Source organism: Pseudoalteromonas sp. 2CM39R (assembly GCF_023161845.1).
Map to the genome: position 1 here is coordinate 80,851 of NZ_JALNTM010000009.1, position 21,076 is coordinate 101,926.

A 21,076-nucleotide genomic window follows, 5' to 3' on the forward strand; every position below is an offset into this window, starting at 1 on the left:
CTGCTAACTGCATTCTTACGGTAGGAGCTTTTTCTCTCCTCTATTTTTACTCTCCAATCGTATTTAATCGCAATATCCCTTTACTTAATCAAGGTTATGGTAGTCTTAGCGCGATTTTTTAAGGCAACAATGGAATAGTGCTTTGCACTGACTGGGATTAACATGATTAAAAAAAATATTATTACTACTTCATTAGCACTCATGGGTGTTGTCGCTGTAGGTAGCGCATACGCTGATGAAGGGCAGTGGCAACCGCATCAATTAAAACAATTACAAAGCGAGTTTGACCGCGTTGGTATTGAGTTACCGGCTTCACAAGTGGCAGATCTTAACCAATATCCACTCAATGCAGTGGTTGGTTTAGGCTATTGTTCAGCGTCATTTGTGTCACCAAAAGGCTTAGCGGTAACTAATCATCACTGTGCTTATGGCGCGATTCAAAATAACAGCACACCAGAAAACAACTTAATTGAAAAAGGCTTTTTAGCAGCTGATTTGTCAAAAGAGCTACCAGCAGGCCCGCAAGAGCGTTTGTATGTCACTGAACAAGTGGATGATGTAACAGATCGCGTACTGGGTAACTTACCAGCAGATCTACACGGCAAAGCGCGTTTTGAGGCGATTCAGGCAAACCGCAAAGCCTTGATCAGCGAGTGTGAGTCAGATCCTAACTACCGTTGTACAGTGCGTGATTTCCATCATGGCTTAGAGTACTTCATGATCAAACAACTGATGATCAAAGATGTGCGCTTAGTGTATGCTCCGGCAGAAGCGCTAGGTAACTTTGGTGGTGACATTGATAACTTTGAATACCCACGTCACACGGCCGATTTTACTTTTGTACGTGGTTATGTTGGTAAAGATGGTAAGCCTGCAGATTACAGCGAAGATAACGTACCTTATGAGCCAAAGTCGTTCTTAAAAGTGAATGCGAGCGGCGTAAGCTTAGGTGATGGCGTGCTGGTGGCAGGTTACCCTGGTCGCACTAGCCGCTATAAACTAGCAGATGAAGTAAATTATTCAGCGAGTTGGTATTACCCGACATTGCTTAATACTTACAACATGACTCTTGATGTGATTGCCAAGCAGAGCGAAGGCGATGAGCAAGCACAAGTTAAATATGCCTCTCGTGTAAAAAGCACTAACAACCGTTTAAAGAAACTGGAAGGCTTACAGGATGGCTTTAAAGTAACGGATATTCCGGGTATTAAAGCTGCGCAAGAGCAAGAATACTTAGCTTGGTTTGCACAAAGTGCTGAGCGTAAAGCTTACGCAGACTCATATCACGCATTACAGTCATTATTAGTAGAAGCGCACGCACAGCAACAAAGCCATTTTTACTTTGATTACGCAAAACGCGCAGACTTATTAAGTGCGGCAATTCGTTTATACCGCTTAGCTAAAGAAAGCGAAAAGCCTAATGCAGAGCGCGAAATGGGTTATCAAGAGCGCGATCTTCCTATGCTTAAAGCGCGTTTAGAGCGTTTACAAAAACAGTTTACGCCTGAAGTCGATAAAGCCTTATGGTTAAGCTACTTAGGTAACTATTTAGCGCAAGATAAAGCAGCGCAAGTTGCGGCATTAAACGACGGCTTAGGTATTACAGATACCACTACACAAGCTAAGCTTGATGCGATTATTGCTTCTTTTTATGCTAATACAGAGCTTACAGATGTAGAAGCACGTGTTAACTGGATTGGTAAATCTGTCGCAGAGTTTGAAGCATCAAACGATCCATTCATAAAGTTAGCTGTTGCTCTATACGATACCAACATGGCACAAGAAGCTGATAAAAAAGAAATGGCGGGTCGTTTAGCAGAAGTTCGCCCGCAGTATATGCAAGCCGTGATCGCTTTCAATAACGCTAAAGGTAAGCCAGTTTACCCAGATGCAAATGGCACATTACGCGTAAGCTATGCACAAGTTGATGGTTACCCAGCGGCAGATGCTGTTTATAAAACGCCATTTACATCTCTACGTGGTTTAGTGGCTAAACACACAGGTGAAAAACCATTTGTTGTTACCGATAAAGTACTTGAAGCTTACAAAAAGCAAGCGTTTGGCGCGTACTATCGCGGTGACTTAGGCTTACCTGGTGTAAGCTGTAGTTTATTCAGCTTTGGTTGTGAGCCACAAGCGGCTAAACCTCTTGAAGTTAACTCAGTACCAGTCAACTTTTTAAGTAGCGCTGATACCACAGGTGGTAACTCAGGTTCGCCAGTCATGAATGGTAAAGGTGAATTGGTGGGTCTTAATTTTGACTCGACTTATGAATCAATCACCAAAGATTGGTACTTTAACGCCAAAATTACCCGCGCTATTCACGTTGATATTCGATACATGCTTTGGTTAATGGAAGAAGTTGATAACGCAGGTTACCTACTTGATGAAATGACCCTAGTTAAATAGCTCCGCTATGTTAATAATAACCGCAGCAATCGCTGCGGTTTTTTTATGTCTTTAATTTTTGCCAATCTAACGTTTTTAATTTGTTTATTTTCAATACTTTTGTAATGTACAAAGCAGATACTTTTACTTGGGAAAAATAATGAGTGCCAAACAAATAATAAAAGCCATTTCAGTGAGTGTTGTGGCTATAACGGCAAGCTTTAATGCCAGTGCAGCGAATACCGAAGCAATGTGGCCGGGCACGGCTTATAATCAGCAAATACCAACATTTAAACAAGTACTCGGATACGATGTAGGTGAGCGCATCACCAATTACAACGATATGCGTCGTTATTTAAGCGCTTTAGAGCAAGCAGCGCCTGATCGTATTAAAGTGTTTAAGTACGCAAACAGCTGGGAAGGTCGTGAACTGGTTTATGCGGTGGTTGGCACTGCGGAGCATATTCGCTCATTAGAAACTCTCGCCAATAACACCCAAGCCTTGGCTGATCCGCGTATCACCTCTGAAAAAGAAGCTAAGTCGCTAATTAAAAATTTACCGACGTCTGTGTGGCTTCAGTATGCAGTGCACGGTAATGAAATTAGCTCAACCGATGCTGCATTATTTACTGCATATCACTTATTAGCATCCCCGAATGATGCCGTTAACAGCAAAATTTTAGATAACACCGTGGTGTTTATCGACCCATTACAAAACCCTGATGGCCGTGAGCGTTTTGTTACTCGTTATTATGCGACCGTGGGTCTTGAGCACAGTGCAGATAGGTTAAGTGCAGAGCATAATGAGCCGTGGCCAAGAGGCCGAACAAATCATTATTTGTTTGATATGAACCGTGATTGGTTAGCGCTTACTCAACCTGAAAGTAAAGGCAGAGTGGCTGCAATCAATAAATATAAACCACAAGTGGTGGTTGATATTCATGAAATGGGCGGCGACCAATCTTACTACTTTGCACCGGCTGCTCAGCCATTTAATCCGCATATGACGAAAACCCAAATCGCCAACATGGATGCGATTGGGCAAAATCATGCGAAGTATTTTGATGAGTTTGGCTTTGATTACTTTACCCGTGAAATCTTTGATGCCTTTTATCCAGGTTACGGTGATAGCTGGCCAGTTTTTTATGGTGCATCAGCATCAACTTACGAAGTAGGCTCTGCACGTGGCCACGTGTTTGAGAAAAATACCGGTGAACTACTCACCTATTTTAATACTGTAAAGCGTCAGTTTGTGGCCTCAATTTCGACTGCCGAAGGGGCTGCCAACCAACGTGAAAAACTACTAGGTGACTTTTATCAATATCAAGTTGATGCAATTGATTCGGGTAAAGATAGCAAAGAGCGAGTTTATATCTTACCTAAGCAAAGTAATCGTGAAGGCGCTCATAGACTCGCAACCTTAATGGCTGAGCATGGTGTTGAAGTTAAACAAGCAACTGAAGACTTCAAAGCCTGTGGTGTTAAGTACAAAGCAGGTAGCTATTTTATTGATACCGCACAGCCACGCGGGGTATTTGTGCGTACCACATTTACAGACCAAGTAGATATGGCTGAAGCATTTGTAAAAGAGCAAGAAAGACGCCGTGCTCGTAACCTAGGTGATGAAATTTACGATGTCACAGGTTGGTCGCTGCCGATGATGTTTAATGTTGATAGCGATAGTTGTGGTCGCGCTGTTAGCGCAGATAGCAAAGCGGTTCAGGCCGACGATACATTGCTTGGCAAAGTGAATAACCCAGAAGCCTCAGTGGCTTATATTGTTGCGTGGGGTGATACAGCCGCAGCACGCTTTTTAACAGCAGCACTGCAAGCTGGCATTAAACTGAAAAGTGCTGACCAAGCATTTGTATTAGGTGATAAAACTAACTACCCAGCGGGTAGCTTAGTAATCGAAAAACGCCTAAACGATAAAGACTTACTGACTAAAATTAGCCAAATTGCCGAGCAAACTGGTGCAATAGTTGATGGTGTGGATTCAAGCTGGGTGATTGAAGGCCCAAGCTTTGGTAGTAACAAAACAGTGCCTATGGTTGCACCTAAAGTGGCGATTGCATGGGATGCAGCCACTCGTGAGCTAAGCGCCGGTAACACTCGTTTTGTTATCGAAAGGCAGCTTGGCTACCCGGTAACCGCTATTCGCACTCCCATGCTTGCTTGGGCTGATTTAAGTGATTACCAAGTGCTTATTTTACCAGAAGGTAATTACGAGCAAGCACTTGGTAAATCGGGTGCAGCTAATTTAAAAAGCTGGGTTGAAGCGGGTGGCGTGTTGATTGCCTTAGGTAATGCTAACCGCTTTACCACTAATGCCGATTACGGTTTGTTAGATGTTAAACGCGAGCAAGCTTACCGAGAAGATAAAGCAAGCAGCAGTGATGATAAAAGCAGTAAAGTGGCAGGGCAGTTATTCGCTTCTCGCGATGATTTAAAAGCAGCGAGCATTGAGCCTCATACATCGCCAGACTATGTCGCTGGTGTACTTGCAAATGTTGAAGTAGACCAAGAGCATTGGTTAACCGCTGGGGTTGATAAAGACCTTGTTGCGGTAGCTTACGGTAATGATATTTACACGCCAATAAAACTGAACTCAGGTAAAAACTTAGCCTGGTTTACAGGTAAAGATGATGTGCTAGCAAGTGGTTATCTATGGCAGCAAAATAAAGCACAGCTTGCGTATAAGCCATTGCTTGTTCATCAACCGCAAGGCAAAGGTATGGTGATAGGCTTTACACAATCACCAACTTATCGCGCCTACCTTGAAGGCATGAATGTACTGTTAACTAACACGATTTTCCGTGCTGCAGCACATGCTCAGTAAGGTTTTAGTCTAATCAAAAAGCCCGCCGATGTTGCGGGCTTTTTTGTGGGCAAAGTTGATTCAGCATTAATCAAACGGTAATTATCGAAAAGTTTCTCAACAGTAGCTAGAGCCACTCTGCAGTAAAGTTCATTGATTGCATACCTAATTCATAATTACTTATCTATACAAACAAAAAGGGCTAAATATTTAAGGTGTAAGATTGTAGCGACTTAAAAATGCGCTTAGGATGAAGGGGAAGTGTTAAGTCATATAATAATAAATAGGAAATCCGATGAAAAAATTAGCATTAAGTATGTTAGCTGTTGGTGTTTTAATTTCTCAGTCAGCACAGGCAAGTAATGAGCAACAGCGTGTTAGTGGTTATTTTGATGATCTTAAAAAGCCCGCGATTAATATTGCCGATAATTTATGGAACTGGGCAGAGGTTGGATTTCAAGAGCATAAAAGTAGCGCGTTAATGCAGCAAACTCTTAAAGACGCTGGTTTTGAAATTCAATCTGGCGTTGCAGGTATGCCAACTGCTTTCGTAGCAAGTTATGGTGATTCAGGCCCAGTGATTGGTATTTTGGCTGAAATGGATGCCTTGCCTGGGCTATCGCAAGACGCGCAACCTGCTCACTCCCCAATTACAGGTAAACAAGCAGGCCATGCCTGTGGTCATCACTTATTTGCTGGTGGATCTGTGACAGCTGCAATGGCAATCAAGCGCTGGCTTGAAGAAACAGGTACGCAAGGGCAAGTAAGGGTTTATGGTACCCCTGCTGAGGAAGGTGGAGCAGGTAAAGTGTATATGGTTCGTGATGGTTTGTTTGATGATGTTGATATTGCTCTACATTGGCATGCCGGATCACAAAACAATGCAGATGCGACATCGTCATTAGCAAACAAAGGGGCAAAATTCCGTTTTAAAGGGATTGCTGCGCATGCCGCCGTGATGCCAGAAAGAGGCCGCTCAGCACTCGATGGTGTCGAGGCAATGAACTACATGGCTAATATGATGCGTGAGCATGTGCCTTCTGATACGCGTATTCATTATGTGATTACTAATGGTGGTGGTGCACCTAATGTTGTGCCTGAGTTTGCAGAGGTTTATTACTATCTTCGAACGCCGAGAGCCGCAGATCTCGCAGAGCTTTGGCAGCGATTAGAAAACACCGCAAAAGCAGCTGCGCTCGGTACTGGCACCAAAGCAGAGTGGGAAGTCGTCTCGGGAGTATGGGATATTTTACCTAATATGACGTTAGCCCATGTTATGCACGAAAGCATGAGTGAGTTTGGTGGTATTGAATACTCTAAAAAAGAACAGGCGTTTGCAGAGCAGATCCGTCCTACTTTAGGTAAAAAAGCTGAATCAATTATAGGTCGTGAAAAGCAAATAATGCCTCTCAGCGATAAGGTGCACGCAGGCACTTACTCATCAGATGTTGGCGATGTGAGTTGGAATGTACCAACGGCGGGCCTGATTGCTTCAACCTGGGTACCAGGAACTGCATTTCATAGTTGGCAGGCGGTTGCTTCTGGTGGTACTTCGATTGGCCACAAAGGGATGATTCTTGCCGCTGAAACTCTTGCTTTGAGCGCGGTAAAGTTGTACCAAAATCCGAGTTTAATTGAAAAAGCGAAAGCGGAGTTTAAACAGCGTAAAGGGGACGTAAAATATTACCCTCAGATAGGTGATAGAGCGCCAGCGCTAGATTTACGCGCAAACAATAAGGATTAATACCAATCCGCAATAATACTTAATCATTTTGAGGGATTAAACCTGTCGCTACCTGCGTTAAAAATTTCTCATTTAGAGCAACTAAATCACGAAATTTTTGCCTTGTTATCAACAAGGTTTTCTTGCCTCAAAATAGACTACTCAATTAAGCGAATTGGTATAAACAATAAAAAAGCCCGCAGGGCAAAGGGCGGGCTTTTTAGTGTTTCAAGGAGAGTAAGTGCTAAGACACAATCCCTAGTGGCTTACCTGTTTGCCAAGCGCCACGGGTAAAGTCTGGAATCGTTTTGCTGTTACTTCTATCTGCAACTGATGCCATACTTTGCGGGAAGATTGATGACCATGCTGCGGCATCGTATACATCTTGATCGAGTGGTTCATTATTTCGTAAGCAGTAGATCATGCGCCAAAGCATAATGAAGTCCATACCGCCGTGGCCACCGTTCTTGACCGCTTCTTCACCCATGCGTTTCCATAGTGGGTGATCAAACTCAGCACGCCACTTTTCCATATCTTGATCCCAGCTATGGAAGTTTTGCATATGTGGCTTACGACCCTGTGAACCTGCTTTTTCCCACGCAGCGAGCTCAGCTTCATATTGCTGTTGGTAAATTTTCGCGATGGCAGGTGGCACATCTTCAAGAGCAATACGATTAGGGAAACCAGCAAATGTGCCATTAGTACCTTGAATTAAGTTATGGCGGCTGTATGGGCGTGGGCTTGTGGTGTCGTGCTGAACCATAATGCTACGACCTTTCACTGTCTTAATAATGCTGGTGTTCATGTCGCCAGCAGTAAATTTCAGTGAGCGACGTTCGTGGCCTGCAGGAAATTCACTCTCTGCGTAAGCTGCGCGGCCAAGTGCAGGTGAGCTGACTGATGTAACAAAATCAAAGCGGTCACCACGGTTGATGTTCATATACTGAGAAACAGGGCCTAAACCATGGGTTGGGTATAAGTTACCGTCTACTTTTGTATGCCAGTAAGTGCGCCAAGAACCAGTGCTGCGGTCAATTTCTTTCATTTGCCAACGCAGGTCATGAATATAAGCGGCTTCACCATGTAGTAACTCGCCAAATATCCCCTTACGAACCATGTTTAATACCATTAACTCGTCACGGCCGTAGTTAACGTTTTCCATCATCATGCAGTTCTTTTGCGTGCGCTCAGCGGTGTTTACTAGTTGCCAACACTCTTCCATCGTGGTTGCTGCAGGTACTTCAACAAAGGCATGTTTACCACTTTCCATGGCTTCAACACTCATCGGTGTGTGCCATTTCCAAGGGGTTGAAATGATCACAATGTCGATGTCATCACGAGCTAGCATGTCTAAATAGGCTTTATCAGAACCCGTATAAGCAGTTGGTTTAGGTAAGCCTTTTTCAACAACATAATTAACAGACTTATCTAGCATTAGCTGATCTGTATCGCAAATAGCTTTAATTTCAACACCTTCAATATGGCAAAGATGTTTTACATGGCCGCTACCACGTTGACCAACCCCAATAAAACCAACACGTACCACATCCATTGCTGGCACAGCTAAGCCCATTACGCTTTTACCTTGTGCTGCAAGAGGTGTGCTTTGATTATCACCTTGTTGGCTTTTCGCACAGCCAGTCACGACTGTCGCGGCGGTAATGGCTGCGGCAGATTTTAAAAAACTACGTCTATCTATTGTCATAACGATACCTAAATCACTGAGATTATTTTAATAGTGGGTTTCAGTTGTTTCTGTTATATCGCAACTCAAAGTCAATTACAATTAAATGCTTTCAAATTCTTTCGTAACTTTGGGTTTTATCATTTTTATCCTTATGTAATAGTGTGGTTAGCGTGTTTTAAACTTATTTTATGGCTTTCGTTATCTTTCGTTTTGTTGCGCGGCGTTTCGCGCTGTGCTACTGTAATTTCAAATCACGTATCTAACCATAGGCGTAAGCTGCTTGGAGAAAACCATGAATGCATTAAAAACGATTATAAATAACAATCGAGTAGGGCAAGCGCAGGGTATTTATTCTGTGTGTTGTGCACACCCGCTCGTTATCGAAGCAGCAATGTTGCAAGCTCTTAATGATGACACCGAAATTTTAATTGAAGCTACGGCGAATCAAGTTAATCAGTTTGGTGGTTACACAGGGATGAAGCCCCATGACTTCGTTGAGTTTGTTCATGCAATAGCCGAAAAAGTAGGGTTAGATACCCAGCGCGTTATTTTGGGGGGTGATCATTTAGGGCCAGTGTGCTGGGTAAATGAGCCTGCAGAGGTTGCAATGGTAAAAGCTGTTGACCTAGTAAAAGCTTATGCAAGCGCTGGTTTTAAGAAAATTCATTTAGATGCCAGTATGCCATGTGCTGACGATGGAGAACGTTTAGCAGATGCCGAAATTGCCAAGCGTGCAGCGTTGATGTGCCAAGCCGCTGAGTCGGTAGCAAAAGATAACGATATTCTTTATGTGGTGGGTACTGAGGTCCCTCCTCCGGGTGGCGCTACAGAAGAACATGAAATTATTGAGGTATCCCATGTTGAGGGAGTGCAGCAAACAATCGAATTACATCAGGCTGCATTTGCAAACCTAAACATAAGCGATGTCTGGTCGCGTGTTATTGCTGTTGTTGTGCAGCCAGGAGTTGAATTTGATAACCATCAAGTTTTTGATTACCAACGTAATGAAGCGCAAAAACTAAAAGAGTTTATCACCACTGTCGATAATCTTGTTTATGAGGCTCACTCTACCGACTATCAGCCAGATCATTGCTACCACGAGCTGGTGCAAGATCACTTTGCCATATTAAAAGTGGGTCCACAGCTTACTTATGCACTACGCGAAGGGTTGTTTGCATTATCTTATATTGAAGATCAATTAGTTGAAGTTGCTAAGCGTTCTAATTTACGTGATGTATGTGATCGCATCATGCTAGAAAAGCCACATTACTGGAGTAAGTTTTATCCAACACAAGGTGCTGAAGCTAAGCTGTTTAGAGCTTATAGTTATAGCGACCGTATTCGTTATTACTGGCCTGAAGATGAAATAAAACAAACTGTAGAAACACTGTTTGAAAACTTAGAAGGGCAAATTATTCCACAGACCTTGCTTAGTCAGTTTATGCCAGCGCAATACAAGGCATTGATCAATGGCCAAATTAACTCATCACCTCGTGAGTTAGTACTCAATAAAATAATGGAAGTCACGAATACCTATTCGCGTGCTTGTAATCAATAAGTGGTGTTGAGAGAGAATTAATTATGACGCAGTTTTTATCATTAAACGAAGCAGAGCTTAAGCAACAAAACGCTTATTGGACAGCAAGAGAAATCTCTCAGCAGCCAGAATCATGGTGCAATACCGCCGCTATTATTGAAACGCATCGAGCAGAAATAAGCGCATTTTTAGCGCCAATTTTGGCATTAAAAGGACTGCAAATCGTATTAACGGGGGCTGGCACATCAGCTTATGTTGGCGAAGCATTAGCACCACACTTAACAGCCAAAACAGATTTAAATGTGCTTGCAGTTAGCACCACCGACATTGTGTCTAACCCACATGGTTTTTTACAGAAGGGCACACCAACCTTACTTGTTTCTTATGCGCGCTCAGGCAATAGCCCTGAAAGTGTCGCAGCGGTCGATATCGCAGAGCAAGTTGTTGAAAAGTGCTTTCATTTAGTTATTACCTGTAATGAAAATGGTGAGTTAGCGAAAAGAGCAGCAGCTAAAAGAAACAGCTTTAGTGTACTTATGCCAAAAGAAACCCTGGATGAAAGCTTTGCTATGACCAGTAGTTTCACCTCGATGCTGCTTTCAACATTATGTATTTTTACCCCTGATGTTAATCAGCTTGCACAAGTTGCTACGCAGACAGAGCAGCTGCTCGACACGCAACTTGAAGAGATCAAGGGGTTTGCGCAAACTGACATTGAACGTTTGGTATTTTTAGGGGCAGGTTCATTGCTCGGCTATGCTAAAGAAGCGGCCTTAAAGTGCTTAGAGCTGACCAATGGCGATTTAATAAGTTACTTTGAAACCCCACTTGGCTTTCGTCATGGCCCTAAAACCATTATTAATGATAAAACCGCAGTGATGCTAATGGCCTCAAGTGATTTTTATAGTAGTTTGTATGATGCTGATTTATATAACGAACTATTAAATGACCAACAGTGTTTAGCGGTTAAAAAGCTGGCGTTAAATACTGAACTGGTCGAGCTAGATGATGTTTGGCAAGGTCTGTATTATATTGTCTATTGTCAGATTTTTGCATTTTATAAATCAATGTCACTCGGTTTAACACCAGATAACCCTTGTCCTACGGGCGAAGTTAACCGTGTTGTAAAAGGGGTAACTATTTACCCATTAACTTCTCGCTAAGTAGTGTGGGTAAAGTATGGCTGTTTACGGACTCGATATTGGTGGTACAAAAATAGAGACCGCCATTTTTAATGATAATTTAGAACAACAGCAAAGTTGGCGTATTACTACGCCAACTGATGATTATCAGCAATTTTTGCAAGCAATTTACCAGCAGGTACTCAAAGCCGATGAGCTATCGGGTTGCCAAGGTGCGGTGGGCATTGGTATGCCAGGTATTGTTAATGATGCAGGTAAAGTGCTGTCGGCTAATGTGCCGTGTGCCACAGGCAAAGTGATTGCCAACGATCTTCAAGCATTATTAAAACGCCCTGTTGCGATATTAAATGACACCCGGTGTTTTGCCTTATCAGAAGCAAATGGCGGAGCCGGTGAAGGTTATAGCCGAGTATTCGGTGCCATTGTTGGCACTGGTGCGGCGGGCGGTATGTGTATTGATGGAACCTTGTTTAACCAAGGGTTGGGCATGTCAGGGGAGTACGGCCATTTACCGCTGTCAGCGTATTTACAACAAAAATACCAGCTGCCTGTTTTAAAATGTGGCTGTGGTTTAAATGGCTGTGTCGAAAGTTATATTGCAGGGCCCGGTGTACAAACCTTGTACCAGCATATTACGCAATCTCCTAAATCTGCGATTGAATGGGCAAACGATATCAAACGTGGTGATGAGCAAGCCTTAAAGGTGCTAGCTTGTTACTTAGATATTCTTGGCGAAACCTTTGCTGCTATTAGCAAAAGTTTGCACCCAGAAGTAATCGTGCTTGGGGGCGGATTGTCGCTCATTGATGCAATAGTAGAAAAACTCCCTGACGCGATTCAAACTCATTTATTTTCAGGTTTTGCCGTGCCAGAAGTGAAGCGCGCAAAATTTGGTGATTCTAGCGGCGTAAGAGGCGCTGCAATAATAGGAAGTGTTCATGCTAATTCCAACGCATCTTAATCGTTATTACTTAAAAGCCGCAAAAGTTGTGACTGCTGATGCGGTTTTACTGGATCATGTGGTCTTGGTCGAGCAAGGTAAAATTACTGCCATTACCACGCAAATAGCGCCCGAGATCGAGGTAATAGATTTAGGTGAGCACAGTTTATTTCCGGGCTTTATCGATTTGCATATTCATGGCCGGGAAGGCTGCGATATTATGGACGGCACCCCAGAATCACTAGAGATTATTTCTCGTTCTTTAGCAAAGCACGGCGTAACGGGTTTTGTTGGCACAACGGTGACTGCAGATTGGGACGTCTCAATTCAAGCTTATAAAAATATGGCGAGTGCCTATCAAAAGGGTTTGGCTGGAGCGCAGTTGCTAGGGGCTTATAACGAAGGTTTATTCTTTGCCGAAGCACATAAAGGCGCGCATAACGAGTCATTTTTTTTAGAGCTTACTAAACAGCGATTTGATGAAATTTATGCCGCATGTGAAGGTTGCTTAAGCTCATTTGCGTTGGCGCCAGAACTACTTAAATCGCCCGACATGATCCGCTATATCACCGATAAAGGTGTGCGTGTGATGCTCGGCCATACAGATGCTAATTTTGAGCAAACAACACAAGCTCTTGCTCATGGTGCCTGCGGTGGTGTGCATATTTTTAATGGTATGCGCGGTATTCATCATCGTGATCCCGGCTGTACTGGCGCATTACTGATGGACAACGATGCCATGGTTGAGCTTATTCCTGATGGTATTCATTTGCATCCGAGCATCATGAACATGGTTTACCGTTTAAAAGGGGCAGATAAAATTGCTCTGATCACAGACTGCGTGAGCGCCGGAGGCTTACAAGATGGCCGCTACCGTTTAGGTGAGCTTCCTATTGTGGTTGAGCAAGGTGTTGCGCGAACTGAGAGCGGTTCTTTAGCGGGCAGTACATTAACCATGGAAGTTGGCGTTGAACGTTTTTATAACCTAACCGACGCTAGCCTAGTTGAAGCAACTAACATGGCCAGTTTAGTACCCGCTGAGTTTTTAAATAAAGCGGAGCAAATAGGCAGTATTGCGGTAGGTAAACAGGCTAATTTTGCCCTGCTCGATAAAGACTTTTCTGTTCAAGCAACGATCTGTGCGGGTAAGCAAATCTTTTAAAAGTTAAGTGAGAATGCAGGCAAAAGTATTCGATGCCATTGTTATTGGCAGTGGCATTACTGGCGGCTGGGCTGCTAAAGAACTAACCGAAAAAGGACTCAATGTACTGCTACTAGAACGTGGCAGGCAGGTTGTGCACGGTACTGACTATATCACTGCCTTTAAAGATGATTGGCAACTGCCATTTCGCGACAGGCCCAGCCTACTAGAAAAACAGAACCAAGCTAAACAAGCACGCACTGGCTATGCCACCAAGCAATCAATAAAACATTGGTTTGTGAATGATTTGCAGCACCCTTACCAAGAATCGCAACGTTTTGATTGGATCCGAGGATATCACCTGGGTGGGCGCTCATTAACTTGGGGGCGGCAATGCTTACGCTTCAGTGATATTGATTTTGCAGCCAACAAACAAGATGGTCACGGCGTTGATTGGCCAGTGCGCTACAAAGATATAGTGCCTTGGTACGATAAAGTCGAAGCCTACATCGGGGTTATTGGCGAAGCGCTGAACTTACCTCAGCTACCAGATGGACCTTACTTACCTCCTTTTGCGCTTAATGCCGTAGAGCAGCAGCTTAAACAAAGTTTATTAACTCACTACACTAATCGGCACCTCACCATCGGGCGAGTTGCGCATTTAACTAAGGCAAAGCCTGAGCAAGGTCGTGCTCCATGCAGCAAGCGCAACCGCTGTATGCGAGGTTGTCCAACCGGTAGTTATTTTAGTAGTTTAGCCTCGACCTTACCTGCAGCGATGCGTACAGGGCGACTCTCTATTCAGAGTCACTCCATTGCTAAAGAGATTATTTACAATCCAGAAAGCGGGCAAGCCACAGGTGTGAAAGTAATTGATGCTGAATCTAAAAAAGAGCGTATCGCGCAAGCGAAGATTATTTTTTGCTGCGCATCAACGGTGGCTACAACAGCCTTGTTATTAAATTCAACCTCTGCACGCTTCCCTAATGGCTTAGGGAACGATAGTGGAGAGCTTGGGCATAACCTCATGGATCACCATTTTAGGGTTGGCGCAACGGGTGAACCAAAAGGTTTTGCTGATGACTTTAATGATGGCGACAGACCCGTTGGCTTTCATATCCCGCGTTTTCGAAACCTTGATGATAGCGAGCAGCATAGCTTTATTCGCGGCTATGGCTATCAAGGATACGCAACACGCAAAGATTGGCGACGGGGCTTTAAAGAACTTAGCTTTGGTAAGGCTTTTCGAGAAGAGCTTGCCAAACCTGGGCCTTGGCAAGTTGCATTGATAGGTTTTGGTGAATGCCTGCCTTATCATCGTAATAAAATGAGCTTAGATCCGGTATTAAAAGATCAATGGGGATTACCTTTAGTTAATTTTGATTGCCAATTTGCTGAAAACGAGCAGCGCATGCGCGAGGATATGAAAGCGCAAGCCGTCGAGATGCTCAGCAAAGCTGGTTATCAAAATGTGCAAGCGTACGATAAAGGCTCAGCGCCGGGGCAGGCCATCCACGAAATGGGAACTGCGCGCATGGGGCATGATGCTGCAACCTCAGTGCTTAATTGTTACAACCAAATTCACAGTGTGCGTAATGTCTATGTCACTGACGGCTCGTTTATGTGCTCGTCGGGTTATCAAAACCCTTCGTTAACCTATATGGCATTTACTGCAAGAGCCGCCGATCATGCTGTACGGCATTATCAAAACGGGGTGTTCAATGGCTGATCTACGAAGGCGAAATGCCATTAAATGTTTAGCTGCATTATTCGGTGCGGCTATTACGCCAGTGGCTGCGACTCAGCTATTTGATAAAGTGGATGACAATCATTTTGAGGTGCTTAAAGCAGCGGCGCATCGGGATGTAGTCACGCACATGCAGGCGGTTATTTTAGAGCTAGCGCCAAGTGAGCAACTGTATTTTAATTTAGTCGCTTTCACAGATTTAATGCTAGCAAATACACTAACTACGACTGAGCGTACGGCATGCTTAAAAGGCGCAGAGCTGATTGCAGAAGGAGCTCTTTCATCGTCGCAATTAGCAGATAAACTCACAGGTTTATTTACTATCTCTTTGCAGCAGCAACAGCGCATAATAGCGCAGCAAGCCTTACCTCTTTTAGAAGTGAGCCCTGATAAGCGTGACGAGTACTTAATTTATAAGTGTATTTTTACCGTGCGTGAGTTTTTGCTACTGGGCTATTTCACATCAGAAAAGTTGCAGGCTAGTTAAATAGTAAAACAACTAAGCCTGCCCATGTCATTACTTACGCCAACTTGTTAGTTTGTGACCAATCAGTGCGTAATAAAGAATAAACGCATAGCAAGGGATCAACAGATAGTAAGCTTGTTGTGCATTGTCTGTATATTCTGCAAATACACCGTATACCAAAGGCAATAGCGCGCCACCTGAAATCCCCATGATCAGTAATGCCGCGCCGGTTTGGGTTTTATCGCCAAGATTTGCAAGGGCCATTGGCCAAATGGTCGGCCATACCAGCGCATTCGATAAGCCAAGTAATGCAACAAATAACACGGTATCTGGAAAACTGTTATCAGCAAGCCAAAAGAGCACTACGTTTGCAATTGATGTTTGTTGCGGTTCAATCAAAATGATACCAAGTGAAAACACACAACCACTTAACGCGGAAAATATCAGCGCCTGTTGCTGACTAAAAAAGCGAGGAATTAACACGATACCTAAAACATAACCCAGCACCATAAAGCCCATGGTGTAAGAGGTGAGTTCTGCGAACTGCAATACCCCCTGTTCTTTGCCGTAAAGGCCAATGGTGTCGCCGGCAATGACTTCTGCACCTATGTAAAAGAATAGAGCTATCACGCCTAAAACTAAGTGTGGAAATTGCAGTACTGATTTACTCTCGCTGTTGTTGCTAGTTTTTGGTTGCTCAATATCTGGTAGCGGAGCCAGCATGATTAACGCCGCTAATATCGCTAATGCGATTGCCATTACAAAGTAAGGAGTAATTAAACGATTAGCCAGTTCTTGTAACTGTAATTGCTTTTGAATGCTGTTCAATTGGGCCAAAGCCTCTGGGCTAAAGCTGGCAATGTCGCTAAACACAATTGCTGAGAAGAGTAATGGAGCCACCACACCAGCACTCTTATTGAGAATACCCATAATGCTAATGCGCACGGCTGCCGTGTCTTTAGAGCCAATAAGCACGATGTAAGGGTTCGCAGCGGTTTGTAATAAGGTGAGGCCACTACCTAAAGTAAATAAGGCAACCAAAAATAACCAGTAAGCCTGAATTTGTGCCGCAGGAATAAACAACAGCGCACCAAATGCCATGGTACCTAAACCAAACGACATTCCATGTTTATAACTGAATATTTGCAAAATCTTAGCACTTGGCAGTGCCATCACGGTATAGGCGATATAAAACACCAGTGTCACCATATAAGCTTCAATATGGTTGAGATCGCAGACCATTTGTAAAAATGGGATCAAGGAGCCGTTAAGCCAGGTTATAAAACCAAATAAGAAAAACAAGCCACCTATTATCATCATAGGCAGTAATTGCGTGCGATTGGTGTGTTCTGTTTGCTCTAACAGTGAGCTTTGTGTTGTCATTTTTGTCACCAAAGAAGTTTGTTGTGAAATAATCATAAAACAAAATTCGTAAGTTTTGAAAGTTTTATTTTATTTCGAAACTAAATTTGGCTTTAAAACTGTAAATTGTGTAATATTGAACTACAAATTTGAAAGCAGCTATTAAAACAACAGGCCAGCTATGCTAACCACAATAGAAAGAAGACAAAAAATCGTCCTGATGACTGAAGAAAATGGCAAAGTAAATGTTAAAGATCTTGCAAAGACCTTTGATATTTCGGAGGTTAGCATTCGCCATGATCTTAACGAGCTCGGTAAGCGTGGCTTAGTTGTCCGTTCTCGTGGTGGGGCAATTGCCTGCGATAAATTGGCAAAAGAGCTTTCGGTAAAAGACAAGCATAACGAAAACTACGCAGTGAAAGTGTTATTAGCGAAAGCTGTGGCAAGTTTGGTTGATGATGGCGACTCTTTAATTATTGATTCTGGCACCACCACAGAAGAAGTTGCCAAAGCATTAACCAATAAGCAGGGCCTTACGGTGATGACAAACGGCCTTAATATTGCCCATGTACTGGCAGATATTGAAGATGCAAATGTGTTTATGCTGGGTGGGCAATTACGAAAGAAATCAATGTCTTTTTACTCAAATGAAGTCGAGCAAGCACTTAGTAAATATAACTTCAAAAAGGTTATTTTAGGGGTTGATGGTATCGACTCAGAAGCGGGGATCACCACTCATTATGAGCCCGAGGCAATGCTGAATCGCACCATGTGCACCCGCGCAGATAAAGTCATTGCAGTCACTGATTCAAGTAAATTTGGTAAGCGTGCTTTGTATAATGTATTGCCGCTTAAATCAATCGATGTGCTGGTCACCGACAAAGATATGCCGGCAGAGTTCGTTGAATCATTAACGAGCTTAGGTATCGAAGTGATTACTGTTTAACTCTCTAGTTAAATAGAACTATTGAAAGGTGGCTTTTGCCGCCTTTTTTATTGTTCATAAAAACCGAACCTCCCCACCGAAAAGAAAATATTCAGAAAAAATCATTATCGTAACTTTCGAAATTAACTCCCCATCTTTAAAGGCATGCGAAGCCATTTATGCTGTTTTTGAAACTTATTTCGTAACTATCGAAAGTTTCACTAGGTAATTAATTGTTGCTAGTTTGTTTCATTTTGTTATAGATTAAATATAAGGCCTTACTCATTACCATTTTTATGGTGAAAAAATCTGAACATTTAAAAACAGGAAATCATCATGGCAACAACAACTAGAAAAACATATTTGAGCGTGCTGATAAGCTCGATTTTGGCCTCATCAGTCAGTTTCGCTGCGACGGCCCAGCAACAAGAAAACGATAGTAAGGCCGAAGAGGATGTTGAGGTTATTGAAGTTACAGGGATCCGTAGCAGTATTAAAGAATCAAACTTTCGAAAGAAAGAAGCAACGACGGTTGTTGATGTCGTTGTCGCTGATGACATCGGTAAGTTCCCCGATGAAAACTTAGCGGAAGCATTGCAGCGTATTCCGGGTATCACCATTACTCGTAATGGCGGTGAGGGGCAAAATATTTTAGTCCGAGGTTTAGGTGGTGGCTACAATATTACCACGTTGAATGGTCGTAAATTGGCTTCTGAAAACTCAGGCCGCGACTTTAACTTTGACACCATTGCTTCAGAGTTAGTGGGGGCACTACAAGTGTATAAGTCACCAGAAGCACGCTTAATTGAAGGGGGCATTGGTGCGGTTGTTGATATCGAAACGCGTAAACCACTAGACCAAGATGGCTTTACCTTGAGCGCTTCAGCAAAAGGGATTTATGAATCGCGAACAGGCGATGTACACCCGCATGCTTCATTCATCATAGGTGACAACTTTAATGATGATACTTTTGGTGTGCTTTTCTCGGGTGCGTATTCTAAGAAAACCTTACGTGCAGACACATACTCGGCAAGCGGCTTTTTTGACGAAGAAGAAGGTTGGGGGGCAGACAGCGCAGGTGTGCCAGTCGACATGAACGGCAACGGAGAAATTGATGGGCAAAGTGAAATATTTGCCTCAAAAATTCCGAGCTACATGTATTTTGCCAACGCGCAGGATGTGCGTGAACGCGTCGGTGCGACGTTAGCAATGCAATGGCGTCCAACAGATACCCTAGATATTAACTTTGATGCTCTTTATTCACGTTACAACACCGATGGTCATCGCTATCAAATTGGTTTTGTTAACTATGATGAAAGCTGGACGCCAGGCACGCCAGTGTTTACTGATGCAGAATTTGATGACTCAGGTCGTGTAGTATCAATGACGCAAACCGGTAACACCATGGTGGAGCTACTCAACTTAACCAACCCACGTAAAACCGATACTTATCAGTTTGCTCTTAATGCTAAATGGTATCCAATGGATGGCCTAACACTGGCTGTGGATGTTGCCCATTCAAAAGCGAAAAACGAAAACGGCGGTGATAACCGCTTTATTGTTGCGCGTGGTTTTATTGACTCGATTGGGATTGATTACACCACAGGTAATATGTTGCCAGATGTGACCTTATCGCCGGGCTTAACTGCGGATCAATCTTACGGTGCACACTATAGCCGTAATACAGGTACTGGGGTTGAAGACACGGTTAATGACTTTAAGTTTACCGGTACATTTGTGCCAGAAAGCGATTTAGTTACTCGTGTTGATTTTGGTTTAACTTACCTTGAACAAACTAAAAGCCAGCTTGAATATGCATCTAAAAATGCCAGTCAATTTAGTAATGGTGGTCAATATTTAGAGCGCGATGGTTATGAATTTGATGACAGCACCGTAGTGAATGTTGGTGATTTTAACCTTTTTGAAATCCCAAGTGATGTGTTTGTTGAGGCAAATTTCGATAACTTCTTAGAGGGCGAAAGTAGCATTACACCTGAGCCATGGCCAAGTTTCGATTACGATAAGTTACTTGCCTATTATCGCTCAATTAATGCTGAAGCAACCGATAAGAGCATTGTTGCATCGCTTAATTCCTCGGGCACTTATGAGGTAACCGAAGAAGTTCTAACTGCGTATGCGCAAGTGACGCTCGAGAGCACTCTTGCAAATATGCCGTATATGTTAAACGTTGGTATTCGCGGCTCGCAAACTGAAGTGAGCTCTAAAGGGTCGGTTTATGATCTATCGTTAATTGACTTACAAGAAGATGGTAAACCACTTGAAAATGGTTGGCGCGAAACTGTTGAGCAATCATTTAAAGGGGATTACAGCAACATTTTACCAAGCATGAACTTTAAGCTTAGTATTACCGATGATTTAATTTACCGCTTCTCTGCGGCACAAGTGATTAGCCGCCCATCTTTAAGCTACTTACGTCCGTGGCTTGCGCCAAACTTTGATACATATCGTGAAGGCTTACCGCAACTTTCTATGGGTGATTCGTCGTTAACACCTGAAGAAGCTAATCAAGCAGATATGACTTTAGAGTGGTACTTTGAAGACAGTAGCTCGTTAAGTGGCGGGGTGTTTGTAAAAGACCTGAAATCATTTATCGATTACGTCGAAAGCCCAGTTGAAATCGAAGGTGTGCGTTACTTTGCATCTTACCCAGGTAAGAGTGAATATGGTGCAACTATTAAAGGGGCTGAGTTTGCTTATCAGCAGTCGCTAGAAAACTTACTACCCGAACCGTTCAATGGCTTAGGCTTTCAGCTTAACTACACCTATGTTGACAGTAGTTACGATGAGCCAGAGCTAAAAGAATCAGGTTTGCCATTTAGAGGCATGTCGAAGAACTCATATAACGCCGTGGTTTACTATGAGCAATATGGTTTCCAAGCACGTTTAGCGTATAACTGGCGTAGCAAGTTCTTGTCGGATCCTGACGCATGGGGTGGTCCATATTGGATCTCTGATTATGGTCAGTTAGATGCCAGCATGAGCTATAACATCAGTGACCAATTCACAGTGTTTGCCGAAGCAACGAACTTAACTAATGAACGTTATTGGGGTTACACCAAGCGTACTGACCAAGTGAGTTATCTTGAGCGTTTTGGAACTCAAGTAGCCTTGGGTGTTCGCGCTAGTTTTTAGTTTTAGTATTCCTAGTGTTAGTGTTGAACAAGCGCCTGTAAGGGCGC

General features: G+C 43.2%; 13 protein-coding genes. 11 read left to right on the forward strand and 2 right to left on the reverse strand.

The window, feature by feature from the left end; genetic code table 11:
- The first annotated feature begins 162 nt into the window (after positions 1–162).
- The 3 genes from MTF66_RS20085 to MTF66_RS20095 all read left to right on the forward strand — a co-directional run bounded on the left by MTF66_RS20085 (position 163) and on the right by MTF66_RS20095 (position 6,950).
- Positions 163–2,409, forward strand: coding sequence for a S46 family peptidase (locus tag MTF66_RS20085; RefSeq protein ID WP_248528218.1), 2,247 nt, complete (start codon positions 163–165; stop codon positions 2,407–2,409).
- Between the two features lie 139 nt (positions 2,410–2,548).
- Positions 2,549–5,227 (forward strand): M14 family metallopeptidase, encoded by a 2,679-nt coding sequence (locus MTF66_RS20090; protein WP_248528221.1) that lies wholly within the window; start codon positions 2,549–2,551, stop codon positions 5,225–5,227.
- Between the two features lie 274 nt (positions 5,228–5,501).
- Positions 5,502–6,950, forward strand: a complete 1,449-nt coding sequence (locus tag MTF66_RS20095; RefSeq protein WP_248528224.1) for an amidohydrolase — start codon at positions 5,502–5,504, stop codon at positions 6,948–6,950.
- Positions 6,951–7,173: 223 nt separating this feature from the next.
- Here the strand turns inward: MTF66_RS20095 and MTF66_RS20100 are convergent, their stop codons facing one another.
- Positions 7,174–8,634: a Gfo/Idh/MocA family protein gene (locus MTF66_RS20100; protein ID WP_248528227.1), complete on the reverse strand. Its 1,461-nt coding sequence runs from the start codon at positions 8,632–8,634 to the stop codon at positions 7,174–7,176.
- 274 nt (positions 8,635–8,908) lie between these two features.
- Between MTF66_RS20100 and MTF66_RS20105 the strand changes: the two genes are divergently transcribed.
- Genes MTF66_RS20105 through MTF66_RS20130 form a run of 6 tightly spaced genes read left to right on the forward strand, consistent with a single transcriptional unit; the run spans position 8,909 to position 15,610 of the window.
- A complete protein-coding gene (locus tag MTF66_RS20105; RefSeq protein ID WP_248528230.1) occupies positions 8,909–10,174 on the forward strand; it encodes a D-tagatose-bisphosphate aldolase, class II, non-catalytic subunit in 1,266 nt (421 codons plus the stop codon).
- Between the two features lie 23 nt (positions 10,175–10,197).
- On the forward strand, positions 10,198–11,316 hold the full coding sequence (locus MTF66_RS20110; RefSeq protein WP_248528233.1) for an SIS domain-containing protein: 1,119 nt from the start codon (positions 10,198–10,200) through the stop codon (positions 11,314–11,316).
- Positions 11,317–11,332: 16 nt separating this feature from the next.
- Positions 11,333–12,256: an ROK family protein gene (locus tag MTF66_RS20115; protein ID WP_248528236.1), complete on the forward strand. Its 924-nt coding sequence runs from the start codon at positions 11,333–11,335 to the stop codon at positions 12,254–12,256.
- The gene (gene nagA, locus MTF66_RS20120) at positions 12,234–13,397 is read left to right on the forward strand and encodes an N-acetylglucosamine-6-phosphate deacetylase (RefSeq protein WP_248528239.1); all 1,164 of its coding nucleotides are present in this window, start codon (positions 12,234–12,236) and stop codon (positions 13,395–13,397) included. Before MTF66_RS20115 ends, nagA begins: the two co-directional genes overlap by 23 nt.
- Positions 13,398–13,410: 13 nt before the next feature.
- Positions 13,411–15,105 carry a GMC oxidoreductase gene (locus MTF66_RS20125; RefSeq protein WP_248528242.1) on the forward strand — a complete coding sequence of 565 codons (1,695 nt, stop codon included), beginning with the start codon at positions 13,411–13,413 and terminating at the stop codon, positions 15,103–15,105.
- On the forward strand, positions 15,098–15,610 hold the full coding sequence (locus tag MTF66_RS20130) for a hypothetical protein (protein WP_248528245.1): 513 nt from the start codon (positions 15,098–15,100) through the stop codon (positions 15,608–15,610). The genes MTF66_RS20125 and MTF66_RS20130 overlap by 8 nt, the downstream gene beginning before the upstream one ends.
- A 30-nt stretch (positions 15,611–15,640) precedes the next feature.
- Here MTF66_RS20130 and MTF66_RS20135 read toward each other — a convergent pair whose 3' ends face one another.
- On the reverse strand, positions 15,641–16,972 hold the full coding sequence (locus MTF66_RS20135; RefSeq protein WP_248528248.1) for a sugar MFS transporter: 1,332 nt from the start codon (positions 16,970–16,972) through the stop codon (positions 15,641–15,643).
- A 160-nt stretch (positions 16,973–17,132) separates the two neighbouring features.
- Here MTF66_RS20135 and agaR point away from each other — a divergent pair, with 160 nt between their 5' ends.
- Together agaR and MTF66_RS20145 are read left to right on the forward strand one after the other, a co-directional pair.
- Positions 17,133–17,897: a transcriptional repressor AgaR gene (gene agaR / locus MTF66_RS20140; RefSeq protein WP_248528251.1), complete on the forward strand. Its 765-nt coding sequence runs from the start codon at positions 17,133–17,135 to the stop codon at positions 17,895–17,897.
- 315 nt (positions 17,898–18,212) lie between these two features.
- Positions 18,213–21,029 carry a TonB-dependent receptor gene (locus MTF66_RS20145; protein ID WP_055020779.1) on the forward strand — a complete coding sequence of 939 codons (2,817 nt, stop codon included), beginning with the start codon at positions 18,213–18,215 and terminating at the stop codon, positions 21,027–21,029.
- Positions 21,030–21,076 lie beyond the last annotated feature (47 nt).